The following is a 19,362-nucleotide window of genomic DNA, read 5'->3' as shown; positions in this document are numbered from 1 at the left end:
GCAGCGCTTGGCGCCGTCGGTCGGAAAACACCGCCACCCTGTAAGTTCTGACAGTAGACGGCGCAGAGTTCTTGCCTCTAGGTTGGGCTTGTCGCCCGCAGGCACCCATGACCGGAGCCGCGATGAAAAGCACATGGAAAGGATTCGTCGCCTACGCCTTTATCGGCGTGGCCAATACCCTGATTCACTGGCAGATCTTCTACGTCCTGCATTCAGGCATTGGCCTGAGCCAACGGGTGAGTAACTTCACGGCCTTTTGTTTTGCCGCGTCGTTCTCGTTTTATGTGAACGCGCTTTATACGTTTGAAAGCCAGACTTCGGTGGGACGGTACTTATTGTTTATCAGTTTTATGGGGCTGTTGAGCCTAATAGTAGGTGCGGCGGGAGATTACTTCGAACTGCATGGGTTGCTGACGCTGGTGATCTTCAGTGGCGTGAGTTTGGTATGTGGTTTTTTGTTTTCCCGTTTGGTGGTGTTTCGCGAGGGTGATCGATGAATAGATATTTTTACCTTGAGCGGGAACTGAGCGGGCGGGAGGTGCTGATATTTTTTACAGTCGCGTGTTATGCCTTTATTTATCCGTTGTTACTCGCGGATTATTTTTATATCGATGACAGTTGGCGAGCTCAGCTGGCTGGGTTGGCCTGGAAAGAACAGGGCCGTATTCTCACCCAATGGCTTTATCAGGGCCTGTCGTTTACAGAGGGGGCGCCGAATATATTTCCCTTGCCTTTATTGGCTTCTACCTTGGTCATGGCGTTTGCCCTTCGGCGTTTGGTCTTTCATTATTTTCCAGCCGTCACGCTTGCCCACTGTTTTATCGTTATACCGCTTTGGTACAGCCCGTTCTTTTTGCAAAACCTGTCTTATCAATATGACGGCCCCGCGATGGCGCTGGGCGTGGCGGCGGTTATCTATGCGATGGTGATTTCGGGGCGAACGTTGCTAGGGCGAATCATTTTTCCCAGTGGGCTGTTGGCAGTGGCACTAAGTTTTTACCAGATGAATATCAATGTGTTTGTAGGGTTATGTTGTGTGGAGTTGATTCGCTGTATCAACGAACACCTGCGCATGAGCCGGGTGTGGTTGTTGATGGGCCGCAGGTTGGCCCAACTGGGGGCAGGGGTACTTATTTACTACCTGACCGCGCATCAACTGACGAACGCGGACAGAACTGCGCTACTGGCGCTGGATTCAAACTGGTTTGTGCGCATGGGCGAAAACCTGTCGCTGACCGCCTACAGGGTCGGCATGCTTTATAACGCCGGGAACACCTGGTTATGTTGGGCGCTATTGTTATTGGTGGCGGTGGGGGGCGGGTTAATGGGCGTGCGAATTGTGCGCTCGGCCAATTCAGGTGCTCATAAATTATTGTTAATGGCGGCCAGTGGTGTGGCGGTGGTGGTGTTGCTTGTTTCCGTTTCAGGCCTGGCAATGGTGTTTGAAGAGTTTAATGACGGAGCCAGGCTAATGTTGGGGTTGGGTGCGCTGCTTGTGGGTATTTTTTACCTGGCTTGGCAGGCCTTGGTTCGCATCTATGCGCCGCTGGGCTTTTTGTTAGTAGTGCCGGTCGTCGCGATGTTGTCGTTTTCATACGCCTATGGTCGGGTCTTGAATGTGCAGAAAATTTTCACCGACAGTGTCTCCCAGGGGCTGGCTGAAAGACTTTTATCCGATACCAAGTTACAACAGGTTCAGATGTTCTATATGGTCAATATCTCCACCCGGGGCTGGCTGGCCGGTGCACAGGGCTCGACCCAAGTGATACCGGCCTTGAAGTATGTATTGAATGTGAACTTTATCGTTTTGCCGGAAATGATGCCGCGTTTGGGGGCAACTAATGTGTTAACGATCAGTGAAAAGAACTTTCGCGAGAAAGTGCCGGAGCATTCGCTAAAACCAGTGGTGAGTCACAGGTTCTACGACATCTACGTGGTGGGCGCCGAAGGTTACATCTATATGAAGCCCCTCTTGCACAGCGAGCACTACAACATGAAGTTGGGGCAGTAAGTCGTGCCCTAAACATCCACAATCACCAACGTCCCATGGCTGCCCGCCAGCACGCCATGGGCCTGCCCCGCCGGCACCAGGTACAGGTTGCCCGGGCCGACTTCCACCACCGCGCCGCCAATGTCCAGGCGCAGGCAGCCGCTGATGACCAGCAGCCCTTCGTCGTAGTCGTGGGTTTCCCGTGGGTAGGCCTGTGCGTCCATGCGCAGCACCTTGATGCGCGCGGGGCCGACCTGGCCCAGTACGGTGGAGGCCCAGGGGCCCGGCAGGTGCCGGGCCAGTGCGTCGAAATCCAGTAAAGGCATGGTGTACTCCTTGTGCAACGTGCCTTCGGTGGTCCGGTTGGGCGGGGTTTTTTAGGGGAGGTCAGGCTAGCGCTTCTTCGTGGGGCTCGAAACTGTCCGCCCGGGCCATTTGCCACATACGCGAGTAGAACTCGCCGTTGACTTCGCCGGTGAGCAATTCGCCCGGTTTGAGGAACACGTGCAACTGCGAGAACAGTTTGATTTCGGTGGCCGACATGCGCCGCACCAGGTGCTTGGCCGACAGTTGCGCGGGGTGGTCCAGGCCGGCGGCGGCGAGCATCTCGGCCAGGGCCTTGAGGGTGTTGCGGTGGAAGTTGAACACGCGCTGGGCCTTGTCCGGCACCACCAGGGCGCGCTGGCGCAGGCTGTCTTGGGTGGCCACGCCCGTGGGGCACTTGTTGGTGTGGCAGCTTTGCGACTGGATGCAGCCGATGGCGAACATAAAGCCGCGCGCCGAGTTGGCCCAGTCGGCGCCGATGGCCAGCACGCTGGCGATGTCGAAGGCACTGACGATCTTGCCGCTGGCGCCCAGCTTGATCTTGTCGCGCAGGTTCAGGCCCACCAGGGTGTTGTGCACGAACAGCAGGCCTTCGCGCAGCGGCACGCCGATGTGGTCGGTGAACTCCACTGGCGCGGCGCCGGTGCCGCCCTCCTTGCCGTCGATCACGATGAAGTCTGGCAGGATCCCGGTTTCCAGCATGGCCTTGGCGATGCCCATGAACTCCCACGGGTGGCCCAGGCAGAACTTGAAGCCCACCGGCTTGCCGCCCGACAGTTCGCGCAACTGGGCGACGAAGTGCATCAGCTCGATGGGGGTGGAAAACGCGCTGTGGCGCGAGGGCGAGATGCAGTCCTCGCCCATGGGTACACCGCGGGTTTCGGCAATTTCCCGGGTGACTTTGTGTTTGGGCAGGATGCCGCCGTGGCCGGGTTTGGCGCCCTGGCTCATCTTGATTTCGATCATGCGCACTTGCGGTGTCTGCGCCTGGGCGGCGAAGCGCTCGGGGTCGAAACGGCCATCGCTGGTGCGGCAGCCGAAGTAGCCGCTGCCCAGTTCCCAGGTCAGGTCGCCGCCATGTTCGCGATGATAGGCGCTGATGCTGCCTTCGCCGGTGTCGTGGGCGAAATTGCCGAGCTTGGCGCCCTGGTTGAGGGCGCGGATGGCGTTGGCGCTCAGGGAGCCGAAACTCATGGCCGAGATGTTGAACACCGACGCCGAGTACGGCTGGGTGCACTGCGGGCCGCCGACGATCACGCGAAACCCGGCCGGGTCGCTCAACGGTGCCGGGCGCATGGAGTGGCCGATGAACTCGAAGCCTGACTGGTAGACGTCGATCAGGGTGCCGAACGGCTTGTCGGCGCTTTCATTCTTGGCCCGCGAATACACCAGGGAGCGCTGCGCGCGGGAGAAGGGCAGGGCATCGCTGTCGGATTCGAGCAGGTACTGGCGGATCTCCGGGCGAATGCCTTCGACCAGATAGCGGATGTTGCCCAGAATCGGGTAATTGCGCCGCACCGCGTGGGGGCTTTGCAGCAAGTCGAACAACCCCAACAGGCTCAACAGCCCGGTGACCAGGGCGAAGGGCCACAGCCAGTCGTGATGCAAAAAGGGCAGGCTGGCGAGTGTAAACAGCACGCACGCAGCAAAGAAGGCGTAGCGGCTCAGGAGGGACAGGCTCATACGGTTTCCTTGGGTTCGGACGCTTCGGTCGATCAACGTCGACTTGTGTTGGCCTGCCACGCAGGCCACGGCAACGCCACAGCTTACCTGTGTAGGCGCGAGCTTGCCCGCGATGGCGGCATTGCTGCCCTTAAACAGCTAATGGCATGGCAGGCGCTATCGCGGGCAGGGCCCGCTCCCACAGGGGGCGCGCATCAAGCCTCGGGCATTTGCAGGCCATGCTTGAGCAGCAGGGCGAAGGTCTGCGGGTCGACCGCTTTGCTGAACAGGTAGCCTTGCACCTCCTCGCACTGCTGGGCTTTGAGGAAGGCCAGTTGGGCCAGGGTTTCCACGCCCTCGGCGATGATGTTCAGGTTCAGGCTGCGGCCCAGGCTGATGATGGCGCCGACCAGCGCGGCGTCGTTGCTGTCGGTGCTCAGGTCGCGCACGAAGGATTGGTCGATTTTCAGCACGTCGATGGGAAACCGGCGCAAGTAGCTCAGGCTCGAATAGCCGGTGCCAAAGTCGTCGATGGCCAGGCGTACCCCCAGGTCCTTGATGGCGCGCAGGGTGGCGACGGTAGTGTCGACGTTCTGCATCAGCACGCCTTCGGTGATTTCCAGCTCCAGCAGGGTCGGGTCCAGGCCCGTTTCAGCGAGGATCTGCTCGATGCTGGCGACGAAATTGCGCTGGCGAAAGTCGATGGCCGAGACGTTCACCGACAGGCTGATGGGCGCCAGGCCCTGGGCCTGCCAGGCGCAGGCCTGGCGGCAGGCCTCGCGGAGCACCCATTTACTCAGGGGTACGATCAAGCCGCTGTCTTCGGCGACGCTGATGAAGTCCGAGGGGTAGACCCAGCCGTGGTCGGGTTTGAACCAGCGGATCAACGCCTCGGCGCCGACAATCCGCCCCGATTGCAGGTTCAGCTTGGGCTGGTAATGCAGCACGAATTCGCCCCGGGCCAGGGCCAGGCGAATACCGCTTTCGATGCCTTGCTGCTCGCGGGCCTGCTGGTTCATGGCTTCGATGAAAAAGCCGAAATCGTTGGGCGTGGACTCCTTGACGTTGCGCATGGCGGTTTCGGCTTTCTTTATCAGCGCCAGGGCATCGAAGCCGTCATCGGGATAAATGCTGATGCCCAGGCTCGCGGTCACGCTCAGGTCGTGGGCGGCGATGTGCTGCGGCGCACTGACGGCGGCCAGGAGTTTTTGCGCGATGCGCTTGGTCTGCTGGGGATGGTGGATGTCGGCGAGGATCACCACGAATTCGTCAGAGCCGTAGCGGAACACCGAGTCGGAGGCCCGCACCGTGGCCACCAGTTGCTTGCCCACGCGCTTGAGCATTTCGTCGCCGATGGGGTGGCCCAAGGCGTTGTTGATGCGTTTGAAACGGTCCAGGCCAAGGAACATCACCGCCAGTTGTTTATCGTGGCGCCGCGACAGGGCCAGGGATTGGGTCAGGCGATCGCCCAGCAGCGTACTGTTGGGCAACTCGGTGAGCACGTCGTATTGCAGTAGGTGGGAGACCTTGAGCAGCTCATGCACCCGCTCCTCGATGGTGCGCTCCAGGCTGAGCATTTTGCTCGCCGCGTCCTGGGCCATTTGCCATTTCCACGTCAGGGCGTTTGCCATCTGGCGGATTTCCAGGCTATCGAAAGGCTTTTTCAGCACCAGCAACTGGTCGCCGAACTCCAGGCGCTGGGCCATGGCTTCCCAGGTGTAGTCCGAATAGGCCGTGCACAGGGCGATTTGCAGGTGCGGGTCAACCTGCCACAGCCGTTCGATGGTCTCCAGGCCATCCCAACCCGGCGGCATCTGCATGTCGGTGAACACCATGGCATAAGGCCGGCCCTCGGCCACGGCGCGGGTCACCAGTTCCAGGGCTTCTTCGCCCTGGTAGGCCGAATCGAGCTCGAAATAGGGGCGCGGTCCCAGCGTGCCTGGGGCGGGGGCGGGCGGGGCGAGGATGTCGCGATAGTCCTGATGTATCGAAGGCGTGTCGTCGATTATCAGGATGCGCCGGTTGGTCAGCGCGGGGGCTGTTTTCATCGTGAGGGCCTGAGTACTGCAAACCTGATGCGCCTCGGACTCATAGGGCCTCCCCTCCTGATAACTGCAATGGGCCGGGCATGGCGTTTATGCGCGGGGCAGCAAGAGCATAGCCGGGGTCGTGGGCCTTCGCTGGCAGGTGCGTTCAATTTGCCACTGGGTAGCTGCAAATCCTGCGAGGCCGTGGGATATTTGCGGCTTTTCCGCCCAAGCCCAAGAGTCGCCATGCCTGCCATCATCCGTATCGCCGCCGCCCTGTTGCTAGGGCCCAATGGTCACACCCTGCTGGTGCGCAAGCGCGGCACCCAGGCCTTTATGCAGCCGGGGGGCAAGATCGACCCTGGCGAGCAGCCGTTGCAGGCCCTGGCCCGCGAGCTGTTGGAGGAACTGGGCCTGCGGATCGACCCGGCCCAGGCCCGGTATTTGGGCGTATTCTCGGCCCCGGCGGCCAATGAGCCGGGTTTTGAGGTGCAGGCTGAACTGTTCCAACTGCACATCGACGCCCCGGTGCAGCCGGCGGCGGAGATTGAAGAAGTGCAGTGGATCGACCCACTCACCGAGGGCAACCTGACGCTCGCCCCCCTGACCCGCGACCTGATCCTGCCGTTTTACCGCGACACCTTGCTCACCACTGCCTGACCTTTTTCGTACAAGGACTGCTCCATGATTCCTATTCCCGACCTGCTTGTATTCGCCGCCGCCGCGCTGTTGATGGTGCTGACGCCGGGGCCCAACATGATTTATCTGATTTCCCGTTCGATCTGCCAGGGCCGCAAGGCCGGCATCACCTCGCTGCTGGGCGTGGTGGCCGGGTTTTTCGTGCACCTGTTCGCGGCGGCGGCGGGTTTGACCGCAGTGTTCATGGCGGTGCCGATGGCCTATGAAGTGCTCAAGTGGGCGGGCGCGTTGTACTTGCTGTGGCTGGCCTGGCAGGCCCTGAAACCGGGGGCGCGTTCGCCCTTCGAGGCCCAGCAATTGCCGGCCGATTCATCGAGGAAGTTGATCCTGATGGGCTTTCTCACCAGCGCCCTGAACCCCAAGATCGCCATGTTCTACCTGTCGATCTTCCCGCAGTTCATCAACCCCGAGCACGGTTCGGTGTTCACCCAGAGCCTGATCCTGGGCATGACCCAAATCAGCGTGAGCTTCTTCGTCAACTTGCTGATCGCGGTGTTCGCCGCCGGGATCAGCGCGTGGTTCGTGCACAACCCGCTGTGGCTGGCGGTGCAGCGCTACGTCATGGGTTTTGTGCTGGCAGCCTTGGCGGTGCGTTTGATGCTGGAACAGCGGCGGGCTTGACCCCCGTCTATTACCCCACTTTCTGTGGAAGCGGGCTTTGCCCGCGATGGCGGCATGCCAGCCCCTAGAGGAACAGAGGCTGAGCGGGCCTCATCGCGGGCAGAGCCCGCTCCCACAAAAAGCCTGCTCCCACATGAGCTCTCGGGGCCGGTGGCTCAGCGCACCGCGCTCACCCCATCGAGGGTGGAGAACGAGGTGTCTTTGGCGGTGAGCAAAAAATCGCGCATGTACGGCGCGTCGAGCATGTCGGCGCGGATGCCGGCGTAGAGCGTGGCGAACAGGCCTTTTTCCCCCAGGCGCTTGGCCTTCACGTAGCCGCGCGAGCTGTATTCATGCAGCGCCCAGTGGGGCATGCCGCACACCCCCCGCCCGCTGGCCACCAGTTGCATCATCATCACCGTCAGTTCCGAGGTGCGCACCTGCGCCGGTTCGATGTCGGCCGGCTCCAGGAAACGGGTGAAGATGTCCAGGCGATCGCGTTCCACCGGGTAGGTAATCAGGGTTTCGCGCAGAAGGTCTTCGGGCACGATGTAGGCCTTGTTCGCCAGCGCATGCTGGTTGGCCACCGCGAGCATGGCTTCGTAGGTGAACAGCGGCACATAGGTGATGCCCGCCAGCTCTACCGGGTCGGAGGTCACCACCAGGTCGAGGTCGCCACGGGCCAGGGCCGGCAGCGGGGCGAAGGAGAAACCCGAGGCCAGGTCCAGTTCCACTTCCGGCCAGGCGTCGCGGAACTGGTCGATGGTGGGCATCAGCCACTGGAAGCAACTGTGGCACTCGATGGCCATGTGCAGGCGCCCGGCGGTGCCCCCGGCCAGGCGTGCGATGTCGCGCTCGGCGCCGCGCAGCAGCGGCAGGGTGGCATCGGCCAGTTGCAACAGGCGCAACCCGGCGCTGGTGAAACGCACCGGTTTGGTCTTGCGCACGAACAGCGCCATGCCCAGGCGCTCTTCCAGTTCCTTGAACTGGTGGGACAACGCCGATTGGGTCAAATGCAGGCGTTCGGCGGCTTCCACCAGGCTGTCGGCTTCGCGCAGGGCATGCAGGGTTTTCAAGTGACGGATTTCGAGCACCGCAGTCTCCATGAGTAAAACTTGTGTTCAACACGAATACATTGAGTTTGTCTCATGTTGGGTTGGGTGTCGACAATGGCGCCATCTTTTATAGGGAGCGACATCGTCATGGCACTAGCCCACAACCTCGGTTTTCCACGTATCGGCGCCGACCGCGAATTGAAAAAGGCTCTGGAGGCCTACTGGAAGGGCGACCTGACCCAGGCCGCATTGCAAGCCGTGGGCCGTGACCTGCGGGCCAAGCACTGGCAACTGCAAAAAGACGCCGGCATCGACCTGCTGCCGGTGGGCGACTTTGCCTGGTACGACCAGGTGCTGGGCCATTCCCTGGCTTTGGGGGTGATCCCCGAGCGTTTCGCCAGTGCCCTGAATGAACGCGGCCTACCGACCCTGGACACCCTGTTCGCCATGGCCCGTGGTGCCACCGCCACCTGCTGCGGCGGTGAGCACGGCCAGGCCCAGTACGCCCAGGAACTGACCAAGTGGTTCGACACCAACTACCACTACCTGGTCCCGGAGTTCAGCGCCGAGCAGACCTTCCAACTGAGCTGGGAACAGCTGTTTGACGAAGTGGCCGAAGCCCACGCCCTGGGCCACAAGGTCAAACCGGTGATTATCGGCCCGCTGACCTACCTGTGGCTGGGCAAGGCCAAGGGCAACGAGTTCGACAAGTTGGAACTGCTGGAGCGCCTGCTGCCGGTCTATAACGAAATCCTCGGCCGCCTCGCCGCCCAAGGCGTGGAATGGGTGCAGATCGACGAACCCCTCCTCACCCTGGACCTGCCCCAGGCCTGGAAAAGCGCCTTCGAGCGCGCCTACCACATCCTTCAGTACTCGCCCCTGAAAAAACTCGTGGCCACCTACTTCAGCGGCCTGCAAGACAACCTCGGGCTGGCCGTAGGCCTGCCGGTGGACGGCTTGCACATCGACACCGTGCGCGCCCCGGAACAACTGACCGCCGTACTCGACCGCTTGCCCACCTACAAGGTGCTGTCGGTGGGCCTGGTCAACGGGCGCAACGTGTGGCGCTGCGAGTTGGAAGCGGCGCTGGCACAACTTCAATTCGCCCAGGAGCGCTTTGGCGACAACCTCTGGGTCGCTGGGTCCTGCTCGCTGCTGCACAGCCCGGTGGACGTGGAGCGCGAAGACAAGCTCGACCCGGAACTCAAGAGCTGGCTGGCCTTCGCCGTGCAAAAGTGCGGGGAAATCTCGGTGCTGCGCGACGCCCTCAACGACCCGCAGGCGCCTAAGGTGCAAGCCGCCCTGGCTGACAGCCGCGCCGTGGCCGCCAGCCGTGCGCAGTCGCCGCGCATCCATAAGGCCCAGGTGCAGGCGCGGATCGCTGCGATCAAGCCTGCCGATAGCCAGCGCCACGCGCCGTTCGCCCAGCGCATCGCCTTGCAGCGCGCCCGTTTGCAATTGCCGGTGTTCCCGACCACCACCATTGGCTCTTTCCCACAGACCGCAGGGATTCGCCTGGCGCGCCAGGCCTATAAGCAAGGCAAGTTGTCGGCCAACGACTACACCGACGCCATGCACAGCGAAATCCGCCACGCCGTGCAAGTGCAGGAACGCCTGGGCCTGGACGTGCTGGTGCACGGCGAGGCCGAGCGCAACGACATGGTCGAATACTTCGCCGAGCAACTGGACGGCTACCTGTTCACTCGCTTCGGCTGGGTGCAGAGCTACGGTTCGCGCTGCGTCAAACCGGCGGTGATCTACGGCGACCTGAGCCGGCCCAAAGCCATGACCGTGGACTGGATCACCTACGCCCAGAGCCTCACCGACAAGGTGATGAAGGGCATGCTCACTGGCCCCGTGACCATGCTGATGTGGTCGTTCCCCCGCGAAGACGTGTCGCGCCAGGTGCAGGCGCAGCAACTGGCCCTGGCCCTGCGCGACGAAGTGACGGACCTGGAGAAGGCCGGGATCAAGATCGTGCAGATCGACGAAGCCGCGTTCCGCGAAGGCTTGCCGCTGCGCCGGGCGCAATGGCAGGAGTACCTGGACTGGGCGGTGCAAGCGTTCCGCCTCAGCGCCTCGGGGGTGGCCGATGAAACCCAGATCCACACCCACATGTGCTACAGCGAGTTCAACGACGTGATCGAAGCCATCGCCGCCATGGACGCCGACGTGATTACCATCGAAACCTCCCGTTCGGACATGGAGCTGCTGGAGGCCTTCGAGCAGTTCGAGTACCCCAACGACATCGGCCCGGGCGTCTACGATATCCACTCGCCACGGGTGCCAGACACCGCCGAGATGGTCAAATTGATGGCCAAGGCAGTCAAACGCATCCCCGCCGAGCGCCTGTGGGTGAACCCCGACTGCGGCCTGAAAACCCGCGCCTGGCTCGAAACCGAAGCGGCTCTGGTGAACATGGTGGCGGCGGCGCGGCAGTTGCGTAACCAGTTGGCTTAAGGGGTTCATTGTTGCGACGGGCGTCATCGCCAGCGGGCTCGCTCCCACCGAAGGCTTGTGGGCGCGAGCCCGCTCGCGGTGGCGTACGACCACTGAAGCAATCTTCATCAAACTGTCACGCAACTGTGGCAGCGCGCTGGCAAAAACATCATCAGACTCGCGTTCTACTGGGGTTCTGCGTTTCGGTGTTTTTCATGCGTGTATTGTTTTTGCTGGCCGCACTGTTGTTCGGCCTGCCTTCTTTTGCGGCCTCGCGTTGCGATGTCGCGGTGGCGACCCAACGGGTCGATCTGCCCCAGGTCAGCCTGGCCTACCAAAGTATCGGACGTGACTCGGACCCGGCCCTGCTGCTGGTGATGGGCCTGGGCGGGCAGTTGATCCACTGGCCCGACGAGGTGGTAGTTGCACTGTGCCGCCAGGGCTTTCGGGTGATCCGCTATGACAACCGCGATGTCGGCCTGAGCACTTGGCGCCAGGCGCCGGCCAGCGCCAACCTGACCTTCGAGGCCTTGCGCTACAAACTCGGCCTGCCGGTGGCGGCGCCTTATTCGCTGAGCGATATGGCAGCCGATGGCCTGGGGCTGATGGACGCGTTGCAGGTGCGCCAGTTTCACGTGCTGGGGGTGAGCATGGGCGGCATGGTGGCCCAACACATGGCCGCACTGGCGCCGCAACGGGTCGAGAGCTTGACGCTCATCATGTCCAGCTCCGGCGCCGAAGGCCTGCCGGCGCCCACGGCGGCGCTGGTGCAATTGCTGTCGCGGCGCAGTGCGCCGAACCGCGCGGTGGCGCTGGAGCAACAGGCCGACTTGCTCGCCGCCCTGGGCAGCCCGCAAGTGGCGGACGAGCGCGCCGAGTTGCTGCAACAAGCGGCGCAATCCTACGACCGGGCGTTCAACCCCCAGGGCGTGGAGCGCCAGATCATGGCCATCCTCGCCGAACCGAGCCGGGTGGCGCTGCTCAACCAACTGCGGGTGCCGACCCTGGTGGTCCACGGCACCGCCGACCCGTTGCTGCCGGTGATGCACGGCGTACACCTGGCCGCGCACATACGCGGCAGCCAGTTGGCGCTGATCCCGGGGTTGGCCCACCGTTTCCAGGAGGCCTTCAAGGCGCCGCTACTGGCGGCGGTGCTGCCCTACCTGAAACGCCATCGCCAGGACACCGGCCACTGGGCCGGCCTCGAAACCCCACCGCCGCTGTTGTTGTAGCAACCGGGCTGGCCCGGGTTTAGGGCTGCTGCGCACCCCGGCGCGGGCGAGCCCGCTGGCTACGGGGGGTCAGGCGTGCAGGCGCACCCAGACGCTGACCAGCACGGTGGCGGCCATCAGCCAGGCAACGGCGGCGACGGCCAGGGAGGCTTCCAGGCGCAGGCGATCGACCATCAGGTACAAGGTCGCCAGGTAGATGAAGTACGGGATGATCGACCACATGCCGAACACGATGGTGGTCTTCAGGTCGTCCAGGGAGCGGCCCTTGCCGACGATATAGTGGGCGATCAGGGCGAAGGTGGGAAACAGCGGCACCAGGCCGGCGATGTAGTAGTTCTTGGTCTTGGCCAGGGCGGCGAGGATCACCACCACCGCCGCGCCCAGGGCTGCCTTGAGCAATAAATCCACAGGGTTCTCGCTTAGTGGTTGAGGCCGTACTTCTTGACCTTGTCAAAGAGCGTGGTCTTGGCCATGCCCAGTTCCAGGCTGGCCTGGGTGAGGTTGCCGCCGCTGCGTTGCAGGGCGTCGTTGAGCAAGGTGCGCTCGAACGCTTCCACCGCTTCGGAAAACCCCATGCCCTGGCTGTCGCTGGGGGTGCCGGATTTTTTGAAAGCCGGCAGGCCCAGGGCGAAGCGTTCGGCGACGTTGCGCAATTCGCGCACGTTGCCCGGCCAATCGTGGCTCATCAGGCTCGACAGGGTCTGGTTGTCCAGCTCCGGCGCGGTGCGGTCAAAGCGCAGGGACGACTGCTGCAAGAAGTGCTCGAACAGTTGCAGGATGTCTTCGCGCCGCTCGCGCAGGGGCGGCAGTTCCAGGGTCACCACGTTGAGGCGGTAGTACAGGTCGCTGCGAAACTGCCCGGCGCGGCCCAGTTCATCGAGGTCGGACTTGGTGGCGGCGATCACCCGGCAATCGACCGCTACGCTCAGGTTCGAGCCCAGGCGTTCCAGGGTGCGTTCCTGCAACACCCGCAGCAGCTTGATTTGCAGGGGCAGGGGCATGCTTTCCACTTCATCGAGGAACAGCGTGCCGCCGTGGGCGTGTTCGATTTTGCCGATGCGCCGCTTGCCCGCGCCGGTGAAGGCGTTGGCCTCGTGGCCGAAGATTTCGCTTTCGAACAGGTTTTCCGGCAGGCCCCCGCAGTTGAGGGCGACGAACTGCTGGGATTGGCGGCGGCTGAAGTCGTGCAGGCAGCGCGCCACCAGCTCTTTGCCGGTGCCGGTTTCGCCTTCGATCAGCACGTTGGCCGAGGTATCGGCGACGTTGGCGATCAGTTCGCGCAAGTGCTGCATGGCCGGCGAGCGGCCGATGATCCGCCCTTCCAGGGAGTCGCGTTCGGCCAGTTGCCGGCGCAGCGCCCAGACCTCGCGGGCCAGGCTGCGCTGCTCGAGGGCGCGGCGGGCAACGTCCACCAGACGTTCGGGGGAGAAGGGTTTCTCCATGAAGTCGTAGGCGCCTTTTTGCATCGCGCCCACGGCCATGGAGATATCCCCGTGGCCGGTAATCAGCACCACCGGCAGGCTCTTGTCGCGGGCCTTGAGGCGGGTCAGCAGTTCCAGGCCATCGATGCCCGGCAGGCGGATGTCGCTGATGACGATGCCGGCGAAGTTGTCGCCGATGCGCGCCAGGGCTTCTTCGGCGCTGCCCACGCCTTCGCAGGGGATGTCTTCCAGGCTCAGGGCTTGCTGGCAGCCGAGCAGGACATGGGGGTCGTCTTCGACGATCAGCACGATGAGGTCGTTGTTCACAGCGTTCACTTGGTTCATGACGGCTCGTTCTGAGTGGGGCCGATCGCAGGCAGGCTGAGCACGAATGCCGTACCGCCGCTGGCCGGGTGTTCGACCCCCAACTGCCCGCCGGTGGCTGCGGCCAGGCTGGCCGAGAGGGTCAGGCCCAGGCCCAGGCCTTGTTCGCCGGGTTTGGTGGTGAAAAAGGGTTCGAACAAATGCTTGCGGGCCTCGGCGTCGATGCCGTGGCCGTTGTCGCGTACCCGCAAGCGGTACTTGCCGGGGCTGGCCTCGCCTTCGAGCCACAGCTGTGGCAGCGGCTGGGCCTGCATGGCGTCGAGGGCGTTGCCGATCAGGTTGACCAGGATCTGCTCCAGGCGCGTCTGGTCGATGCGCACTTGCACGTCGTCGAAGTGGCGGTGCACCTGCAGCGGCAGGGTTTCGATACGGGTGCCGAGCAGTTGCAGGGCGGCGTCCACGGCTTTGCCCAGGCTCGCCTGGCCCTGGTCGTCGCCGCGCCGGGCGAAGGCGCGCAGGCTGGCGGTGATGCGGCCCATGCGGTCGATCAATTCGTTGATGGTCTTGAGGTTGGCGCTGGCGGTGTCCAGGGCGCCGCGTTCAAGGAAGCGCACGGTGTTGCCCGACAGGGTGCGCAACGCCGCCAGGGGTTGGTTGAGCTCGTGGGCGATGCTGGTGGACATCTGGCCGATGGCCGCCAGTTTGCCAGCCTGGACCAGTTCGTCCTGGGCGCGGCGCAGGGTTTCTTCGGCCAGGCGCCGTTCGCGGATCTGCGCCTTGAGCCGTTCGTTGCTGGCGCGCAGGTTGTCGGTGCGCTCGGCGATGCGCCGTTCCAACTGGTTGTTGGCTTCCTGCAAGGCCTCGCGGGCGGCCAGGCGCGTGGCGATGACCTTGCGTCGCTCGTTCCAGGCAATCAGGAAAAACGCCACCAGGGCGAAGGCCACGGCCACCAGGATGCCCTGGTTGACGGCTTGGCGTTGCAGGTCCTGCAGGGGCGTGAGCAGGGTGAAGTTCCACGGGGTGTCGCTCAGGGGCCGGGTCTGGGACAGGTAGCTGACTTGCGTGTCCTCGGCCTCCAGCTCGGTGTTGGCGGGGAAGGTGAGCTTCTCCACGCCTTCGGCCAGGCGTTCGCGGGCCAAGGGTTGCAGCTCGTTGAGCGGAAACCAGTAGTACTGCAGGCTACGGGCTAGGCGTTCCTTGGTGTCTTCGCTCAGTGGGCGCACGGCCTTGAGCCGCCGCGCCGGGTCGCTGGAGAGGATGATGATGCCGTTCTCGTCACTGACGAAGGCCTCCAGGCGCGCCCGCTGCCAGCGTTCTTCCATGGTTTCCAGGCGCACCTTGACCACGGCCACGCCGATGATCTTGCCTTGCTCTTCCAGGCCATGGGCCAGGTAGTAGCCGGGCTCGCCGCTGGTGCTGCCGATGCCGTAGAAACGCCCGGGCTGGCCGCGCACGGCGTTCTGGAAGTAGGCGCGAAAAGACAGGTCTTCACCCAGGTAACTGTCGAAGTCGCGCCAGTTGCTGGTGGCCATCACCCGGCCCGTGGTGTCCATGATGTAGATCGCGCGGCTGCGGCTGCGCCGGTTCAGGCCTTCGAGGTAGGTGTTGACGGTCTCGCGGTGTTCGGGGCTGGGGTCGGCCAGCAGGGTGGAGACGCTGGATTCGAGCTCCAGCAGGCTGGGCAGGTAGGTGTATTTGCTGATTTCACTCTCCACCGCGCGGGCGTTGAGCTCCAGTTGCCGCTCACCGCTCTCGGCGAGGGCGCGCACGGCAAAGTGCTCGCTGACCCGATAGCCCGCAAAACCCAGGCCGATCATCAGCAGGATGACCAGGGGCGGCAGGAACAGGTGACGAATCAGGCGGGGTTTCACGGCAAGTGATGGCGGTGCGGCGCGATAAAGGGTGGGGTCGCATTTCATCACAGATGCCTTGTGGCAACCACCTGCTTGCTGGAGTACCCGGTGGGAGCGAGCCTGCTCGCGATGACGGACGCACAGCCAACCTGTTCCTTGCCATGGTCATCGCGAGCGGGCTCGCTCCCACAGAAGGAGCGAGCAAGCATGGGCTGCTTAGTGCTGCAGGATTTTCTCAAGGAAGTGCTGGGCACGTTCGGAGCGGGCGCTGATATCGCCGAAGAACTCCTCTTTCGGGCAGTCTTCGATGATCTGGCCCTGGTCCATGAAGATCACGCGGTTGGCGACTTTGCGCGCGAAGCCCATTTCGTGGGTCACGCACATCATGGTCATGCCTTCCTGAGCCAGTTGCACCATCACGTCCAGCACTTCGTTGACCATTTCCGGGTCCAGGGCCGAGGTCGGTTCGTCGAACAGCATGACGATCGGGTCCATGGCCAGGGCGCGGGCAATCGCCACCCGTTGCTGCTGGCCGCCGGAGAGCTGGCCGGGGTGCTTGTGGGCGTGGGCCGAGAGGCCGACACGCTCAAGCAGTTGCAGGCCCTTCTTGGTGGCTTCTTCCTTGCTGCGGCCCAGTACCTTGATCTGCGCGATGGTCAGGTTTTCGGTGATGGTCAGGTGCGGGAACAGCTCGAAGTGCTGGAACACCATGCCCACCCGCGAACGCAGTTTGGGCAGGTTGGTCTTGGGGTCGGCGATGGAAGTGCCGTCCACGGTGATGTCGCCTTTCTGGAAGGGTTCCAGGGCGTTCACGCACTTGATGAGGGTGGACTTGCCCGAGCCCGACGGGCCGCAGACCACCACCACTTCACCCTTCTTGACCTCGGTGCTGCAATCGGTCAGCACCTGGAAGTCCCCATACCACTTGTTGATGTTCTTGATTGAGATCATACGGCGAACCTTTTTTGCAGACGCTTGACCAGCAGCGAGGCGGCAAAGCTGATGATGAAATACACGACACCGGCAAAGATCAGGAACTCATTGGAGCGCCCGATGATATCGCCGTTGGCCCGCGAAGCATTGAGGAAGTCCACCAGGCCCACGGTGTAGACCAGCGAGGTGTCCTGGAACAGGATGATGCTCTGTTGCAGCAGCAGCGGGGTCATCTTGCGAAACGCCTGGGGCAGGATAATCAGGCGCATGGTTTGGCCGTAGCTCATGCCCAGTGCCTGGGCGGCGCCCATCTGGCCCTTGGGGATGGACTGCACGCCGGCCCGCACGATTTCGCAGAAGTACGCGGCCTCGAACATCATGAACGCCACGATGCAGGAGGTGAACGCACCGATCGGCGTGTCTTCGCCGGTGATCCAGCGCAACACGAACGGCACCGCCAGGTAGAACCAGGTGATGACCAGCAGCAGCGGGATCGAGCGGAAGTAGTTCACATAGGCGCCGGCCAGGCGTGACAGCAGCTTGCTGGACGACAGGCGCATCAGCGCCAGGATCGTGCCGAGGATGATCCCGCCGACGACGCCCAGGGCCATCAGTTGCAGGGTCATTACCATGCCGTTCCACAGGCCGGGCAGGGCGGGGATGATGCCGCTGAAATCGAAGTCCATTATTTACCCCCCACGGAGATCAGGCCGGGCACCGCGACTTTCTTCTCGACCAGGCGCATCAACAGCATGAGGCTCATGTTCAGGGTGAAGTAGATCAGGGTCGCCAGGGTGAAGGCTTCAAACAGGTTGGCGGAGAACTCGGCGGTCTGTTTGGTTTGCGCCAGCAACTCCATCAGGCCGATCAGCGAGGCCACGGAGGAGTTCTTGAAGACGTTGAGGAATTCCGAGGTGAGCGGCGGAATGATGATCCGGTAGGCCTGGGGCAGCAGCACGTTCCAGTAGATCTGCGGCAGCTTGAAGCCCATGGCGCGGGCGGCCGCTTCCTGGCCTCGGGGCAACGCCTGGATACCGGTGCGCACTTGCTCGCACACCCGGGCGGCGGTGAACAGGCCCAAGCACACGACCACGCTCAGGTAGGCCGAAGTGGTCGGGTTGAGGTCTTGCTTGTACCAGTCCTGCAAGTCTTGCGGCAGCAGGTCGGGCACCAGGAAGTACCAGATAAACAGCTGCACCAGCAGCGGCACGTTACGAAACAGTTCCACGTAGCAGGTGGCGATACCCGACACCAGCCGGTTCGGCACGGTGCGCATGACGCCCAGGATAGAGCCCAATGTCAGGGCAACGATCCAGGCCACGATGGCGATGGCGATGGTCCAGCCCAGCCCGGAGATGAACCAGTCGAGATACGTCTCGCTGCCCACGCCGGTGGACTTGAAGAACACGCCCCAATCCCAGTTGTAATTCATCAGGGTCTCCCCTCAGTTCGATCGATGTACAAGCACCCGCTTGGGGAAAATCCTTTCCCGCCTGACGCAAAGCGCCAGACACACACGATCGGCTCGAAAACCACCGGGTCGAGTGTTCCAAAAAATACCAGCAGGTAGTAGCGGACACCCGGGGGAGCGTTAGCCCCCTCGGGATGTAAGGTTAGTCAGGAATCAGGATTTTTTTGCGTCAGATTTATCGTCAGCCGCTTTATCGGTTGGCGTGGCGATCAGCGCCTTGAGCTCGTCGCTCATTGGGAAGTTCAGGTTCAGGCCCTTAGGTGGGATAGGCGCTTGGAACCACTTGTCGTAGATCTTGTTGATTTCGCCAGACTTGTAGGTCGCGACGATGGCGTCGTCCACGGCTTTCTTGAACGGGGCATCGCCCTTACGCACCATGCAGCCGTAGATTTCGTAGGACTGCGCGGTGCCGGTCACGGCCCAGTCGCCAGGCTTCTTGGCCTTGGCCATTTCGCCGGCGAGCAGGGCGTCGTCCATCATGAAGGCCACTGCGCGGCCGCTTTCGAGCATCTGGAAGGATTCGCCGTGGTCTTTGGCGGAAATGACGTTCATGCCCATCTGCTTGTCGGCGTTCATCGCCTTGAGGATGCGCTCGGACGTGGTGCCGGCGGTGGTCACGACGTTCTTGCCCTTGAGGTCAGGGAAGTCCTTATAGGTCGAGTCCTTTTTGGACAGCAGGCGCGTACCGATCTCGAAAATGCCTACCGAGAAATCAACCTGCTGCTGGCGCTCGACGTTGTTGGTGGTGGAGCCGCATTCCACGTCCACGGTGCCGTTCTGCACCAGCGGGATACGGGTTTGCGAAGTGACCAGGTTGTACTTGACCTTCAGGTCCGGGATGTCCAGGTCTTTCTTGATGGCTTCGACGATGGCCAGTTGGATGTCGTGGGAGTAGCCAACCGGTTTGCCGGAAGCATCCGCGATGTAGGAAAACGGGATGGAAGCGTCACGGTGCCCGAGGGTGATGGTGCCGGACTCTTTGATCTTCTTCAGTGTGCCGGTGAGTTCGGCAGCGAAAACTGGAGTGCTAATCAGTGCGGCAGCGATGGCTGCGCCCAGAAGATGGGGAACGATACGCATCAAATTTTCCTCGACATTGTTTTTTTTATGGAGCCGGTACACCGGCCCTTTATATGTACTGCGAACACCGCGGTGGCCGTTAAGAGTGATGGCACTACGGACATTCGTGCAGGAGTGTAGAGCATGAGTCGTGCCAGACCCGCTGATTTAGGTCAAAACCGCGATTCTCAAGGCAGTGGAGTGCGTGCAGGGCCGATGGTTCAGATGAACTATCCGGTTAACCGAATCAGGCATAGTGATGCGTTCGGAAAG

17 protein-coding genes are annotated in these 19,362 nt (G+C 62.5%); 6 read left to right on the top strand and 11 right to left on the bottom strand.

Features of this window, described 5'->3' with window-relative positions:
• The first annotated feature begins 122 nt into the window (after nt 1-122).
• A complete protein-coding gene (locus tag AC19YR_RS01075; RefSeq protein ID WP_500596800.1) occupies nt 123-497 on the top strand; it encodes a GtrA family protein in 375 nt (124 codons plus the stop codon).
• Nucleotides 494-2,011: a glucosyltransferase domain-containing protein gene (locus AC19YR_RS01070; protein WP_500596799.1), complete on the top strand. Its 1,518-nt coding sequence runs from the start codon at nt 494-496 to the stop codon at nt 2,009-2,011. Before AC19YR_RS01075 ends, AC19YR_RS01070 begins: the two co-directional genes overlap by 4 nt.
• An 8-nt stretch (nt 2,012-2,019) precedes the next feature.
• Here AC19YR_RS01070 and AC19YR_RS01065 read toward each other — a convergent pair whose 3' ends face one another.
• From AC19YR_RS01065 to AC19YR_RS01055, 3 genes are all read right to left on the bottom strand, one after another.
• On the bottom strand, nt 2,020-2,316 hold the full coding sequence (locus tag AC19YR_RS01065) for a cupin domain-containing protein (protein ID WP_500596797.1): 297 nt from the start codon (nt 2,314-2,316) through the stop codon (nt 2,020-2,022).
• A gap of 61 nt (nt 2,317-2,377) precedes the next feature.
• Nucleotides 2,378-3,997: an FMN-binding glutamate synthase family protein gene (locus AC19YR_RS01060; RefSeq protein ID WP_095107991.1), complete on the bottom strand. Its 1,620-nt coding sequence runs from the start codon at nt 3,995-3,997 to the stop codon at nt 2,378-2,380.
• Between the two features lie 194 nt (nt 3,998-4,191).
• The gene (locus AC19YR_RS01055) at nt 4,192-6,024 is read right to left on the bottom strand and encodes a putative bifunctional diguanylate cyclase/phosphodiesterase (RefSeq protein WP_500596795.1); all 1,833 of its coding nucleotides are present in this window, start codon (nt 6,022-6,024) and stop codon (nt 4,192-4,194) included.
• Nucleotides 6,025-6,249: 225 nt separating this feature from the next.
• Here AC19YR_RS01055 and AC19YR_RS01050 point away from each other — a divergent pair, with 225 nt between their 5' ends.
• A complete protein-coding gene (locus AC19YR_RS01050) occupies nt 6,250-6,663 on the top strand; it encodes an NUDIX hydrolase (protein ID WP_095107993.1) in 414 nt (137 codons plus the stop codon).
• Between the two features lie 24 nt (nt 6,664-6,687).
• The gene (locus tag AC19YR_RS01045; protein ID WP_095107994.1) at nt 6,688-7,323 is read left to right on the top strand and encodes a LysE family translocator; all 636 of its coding nucleotides are present in this window, start codon (nt 6,688-6,690) and stop codon (nt 7,321-7,323) included.
• A gap of 155 nt (nt 7,324-7,478) precedes the next feature.
• Here AC19YR_RS01045 and metR read toward each other — a convergent pair whose 3' ends face one another.
• Nucleotides 7,479-8,396, bottom strand: a complete 918-nt coding sequence (gene metR, locus AC19YR_RS01040; protein ID WP_095107995.1) for a transcriptional regulator MetR — start codon at nt 8,394-8,396, stop codon at nt 7,479-7,481.
• Between the two features lie 108 nt (nt 8,397-8,504).
• On the opposite strand from metR, the gene metE reads away from it, so the two are divergent.
• Both metE and AC19YR_RS01030 read left to right on the top strand, forming a co-directional pair.
• Nucleotides 8,505-10,817, top strand: a complete 2,313-nt coding sequence (gene metE / locus AC19YR_RS01035; protein ID WP_500596794.1) for a 5-methyltetrahydropteroyltriglutamate--homocysteine S-methyltransferase — start codon at nt 8,505-8,507, stop codon at nt 10,815-10,817.
• 194 nt (nt 10,818-11,011) lie between these two features.
• The gene (locus tag AC19YR_RS01030; protein ID WP_095107997.1) at nt 11,012-12,028 is read left to right on the top strand and encodes an alpha/beta fold hydrolase; all 1,017 of its coding nucleotides are present in this window, start codon (nt 11,012-11,014) and stop codon (nt 12,026-12,028) included.
• A 69-nt stretch (nt 12,029-12,097) separates the two neighbouring features.
• Here AC19YR_RS01030 and AC19YR_RS01025 read toward each other — a convergent pair whose 3' ends face one another.
• The 7 genes from AC19YR_RS01025 to AC19YR_RS00995 form a co-directional block, all read right to left on the bottom strand.
• Nucleotides 12,098-12,427, bottom strand: a complete 330-nt coding sequence (locus AC19YR_RS01025; protein ID WP_176465074.1) for a GlpM family protein — start codon at nt 12,425-12,427, stop codon at nt 12,098-12,100.
• 20 nt (nt 12,428-12,447) lie between these two features.
• Nucleotides 12,448-13,794 carry a two-component response regulator AauR gene (gene aauR / locus AC19YR_RS01020; RefSeq protein WP_500596792.1) on the bottom strand — a complete coding sequence of 449 codons (1,347 nt, stop codon included), beginning with the start codon at nt 13,792-13,794 and terminating at the stop codon, nt 12,448-12,450.
• Nucleotides 13,791-15,692 carry a two-component sensor histidine kinase AauS gene (aauS, locus tag AC19YR_RS01015; protein ID WP_095107999.1) on the bottom strand — a complete coding sequence of 634 codons (1,902 nt, stop codon included), beginning with the start codon at nt 15,690-15,692 and terminating at the stop codon, nt 13,791-13,793. Before aauS ends, aauR begins: the two co-directional genes overlap by 4 nt.
• A 150-nt stretch (nt 15,693-15,842) precedes the next feature.
• A complete protein-coding gene (locus AC19YR_RS01010; RefSeq protein WP_095108000.1) occupies nt 15,843-16,577 on the bottom strand; it encodes an amino acid ABC transporter ATP-binding protein in 735 nt (244 codons plus the stop codon).
• Nucleotides 16,574-17,245, bottom strand: a complete 672-nt coding sequence (locus AC19YR_RS01005; protein WP_095108001.1) for an amino acid ABC transporter permease — start codon at nt 17,243-17,245, stop codon at nt 16,574-16,576. Before AC19YR_RS01005 ends, AC19YR_RS01010 begins: the two co-directional genes overlap by 4 nt.
• Entirely contained in the window at nt 17,245-17,991 is a 747-nt protein-coding gene (locus AC19YR_RS01000; protein WP_095108002.1) for an amino acid ABC transporter permease, read from the bottom strand. The genes AC19YR_RS01005 and AC19YR_RS01000 overlap by 1 nt, the downstream gene beginning before the upstream one ends.
• 192 nt (nt 17,992-18,183) lie before the next feature.
• Nucleotides 18,184-19,110 carry a glutamate/aspartate ABC transporter substrate-binding protein gene (locus AC19YR_RS00995; protein WP_095108003.1) on the bottom strand — a complete coding sequence of 309 codons (927 nt, stop codon included), beginning with the start codon at nt 19,108-19,110 and terminating at the stop codon, nt 18,184-18,186.
• Nucleotides 19,111-19,362: the final 252 nt, after the last annotated feature.

This window comes from Pseudomonas sp. MF08817 (assembly GCF_059862705.1).
Note: the sequence above shows the minus strand (reverse complement) of the source record. Positions and strands in the feature narration are given on the sequence as shown.

Bases quoted from the DNA above. Each gene is read 5' to 3' on its own strand.
- AC19YR_RS01075 (WP_500596800.1), top strand. From the start codon at position 123: ATGAAAAGCACATGGAAAGGATTCGTCGCCTACGCCTTTATCGGCGTG.
- AC19YR_RS01070 (WP_500596799.1), top strand. From the start codon at position 494: ATGAATAGATATTTTTACCTTGAGCGGGAACTGAGCGGGCGGGAGGTG.
- AC19YR_RS01065 (WP_500596797.1), bottom strand. From the start codon at position 2,316: ATGCCTTTACTGGATTTCGACGCACTGGCCCGGCACCTGCCGGGCCCC.
- AC19YR_RS01060 (WP_095107991.1), bottom strand. From the start codon at position 3,997: ATGAGCCTGTCCCTCCTGAGCCGCTACGCCTTCTTTGCTGCGTGCGTG.
- AC19YR_RS01055 (WP_500596795.1), bottom strand. From the start codon at position 6,024: ATGAAAACAGCCCCCGCGCTGACCAACCGGCGCATCCTGATAATCGAC.
- AC19YR_RS01050 (WP_095107993.1), top strand. From the start codon at position 6,250: ATGCCTGCCATCATCCGTATCGCCGCCGCCCTGTTGCTAGGGCCCAAT.
- AC19YR_RS01045 (WP_095107994.1), top strand. From the start codon at position 6,688: ATGATTCCTATTCCCGACCTGCTTGTATTCGCCGCCGCCGCGCTGTTG.
- metE (WP_500596794.1), top strand. From the start codon at position 8,505: ATGGCACTAGCCCACAACCTCGGTTTTCCACGTATCGGCGCCGACCGC.
- AC19YR_RS01030 (WP_095107997.1), top strand. From the start codon at position 11,012: ATGCGTGTATTGTTTTTGCTGGCCGCACTGTTGTTCGGCCTGCCTTCT.
- aauR (WP_500596792.1), bottom strand. From the start codon at position 13,794: ATGAACCAAGTGAACGCTGTGAACAACGACCTCATCGTGCTGATCGTC.
- aauS (WP_095107999.1), bottom strand. From the start codon at position 15,692: ATGAAATGCGACCCCACCCTTTATCGCGCCGCACCGCCATCACTTGCC.
- AC19YR_RS01010 (WP_095108000.1), bottom strand. From the start codon at position 16,577: ATGATCTCAATCAAGAACATCAACAAGTGGTATGGGGACTTCCAGGTG.
- AC19YR_RS01005 (WP_095108001.1), bottom strand. From the start codon at position 17,245: ATGGACTTCGATTTCAGCGGCATCATCCCCGCCCTGCCCGGCCTGTGG.
- AC19YR_RS01000 (WP_095108002.1), bottom strand. From the start codon at position 17,991: ATGAATTACAACTGGGATTGGGGCGTGTTCTTCAAGTCCACCGGCGTG.
- AC19YR_RS00995 (WP_095108003.1), bottom strand. From the start codon at position 19,110: ATGCGTATCGTTCCCCATCTTCTGGGCGCAGCCATCGCTGCCGCACTG.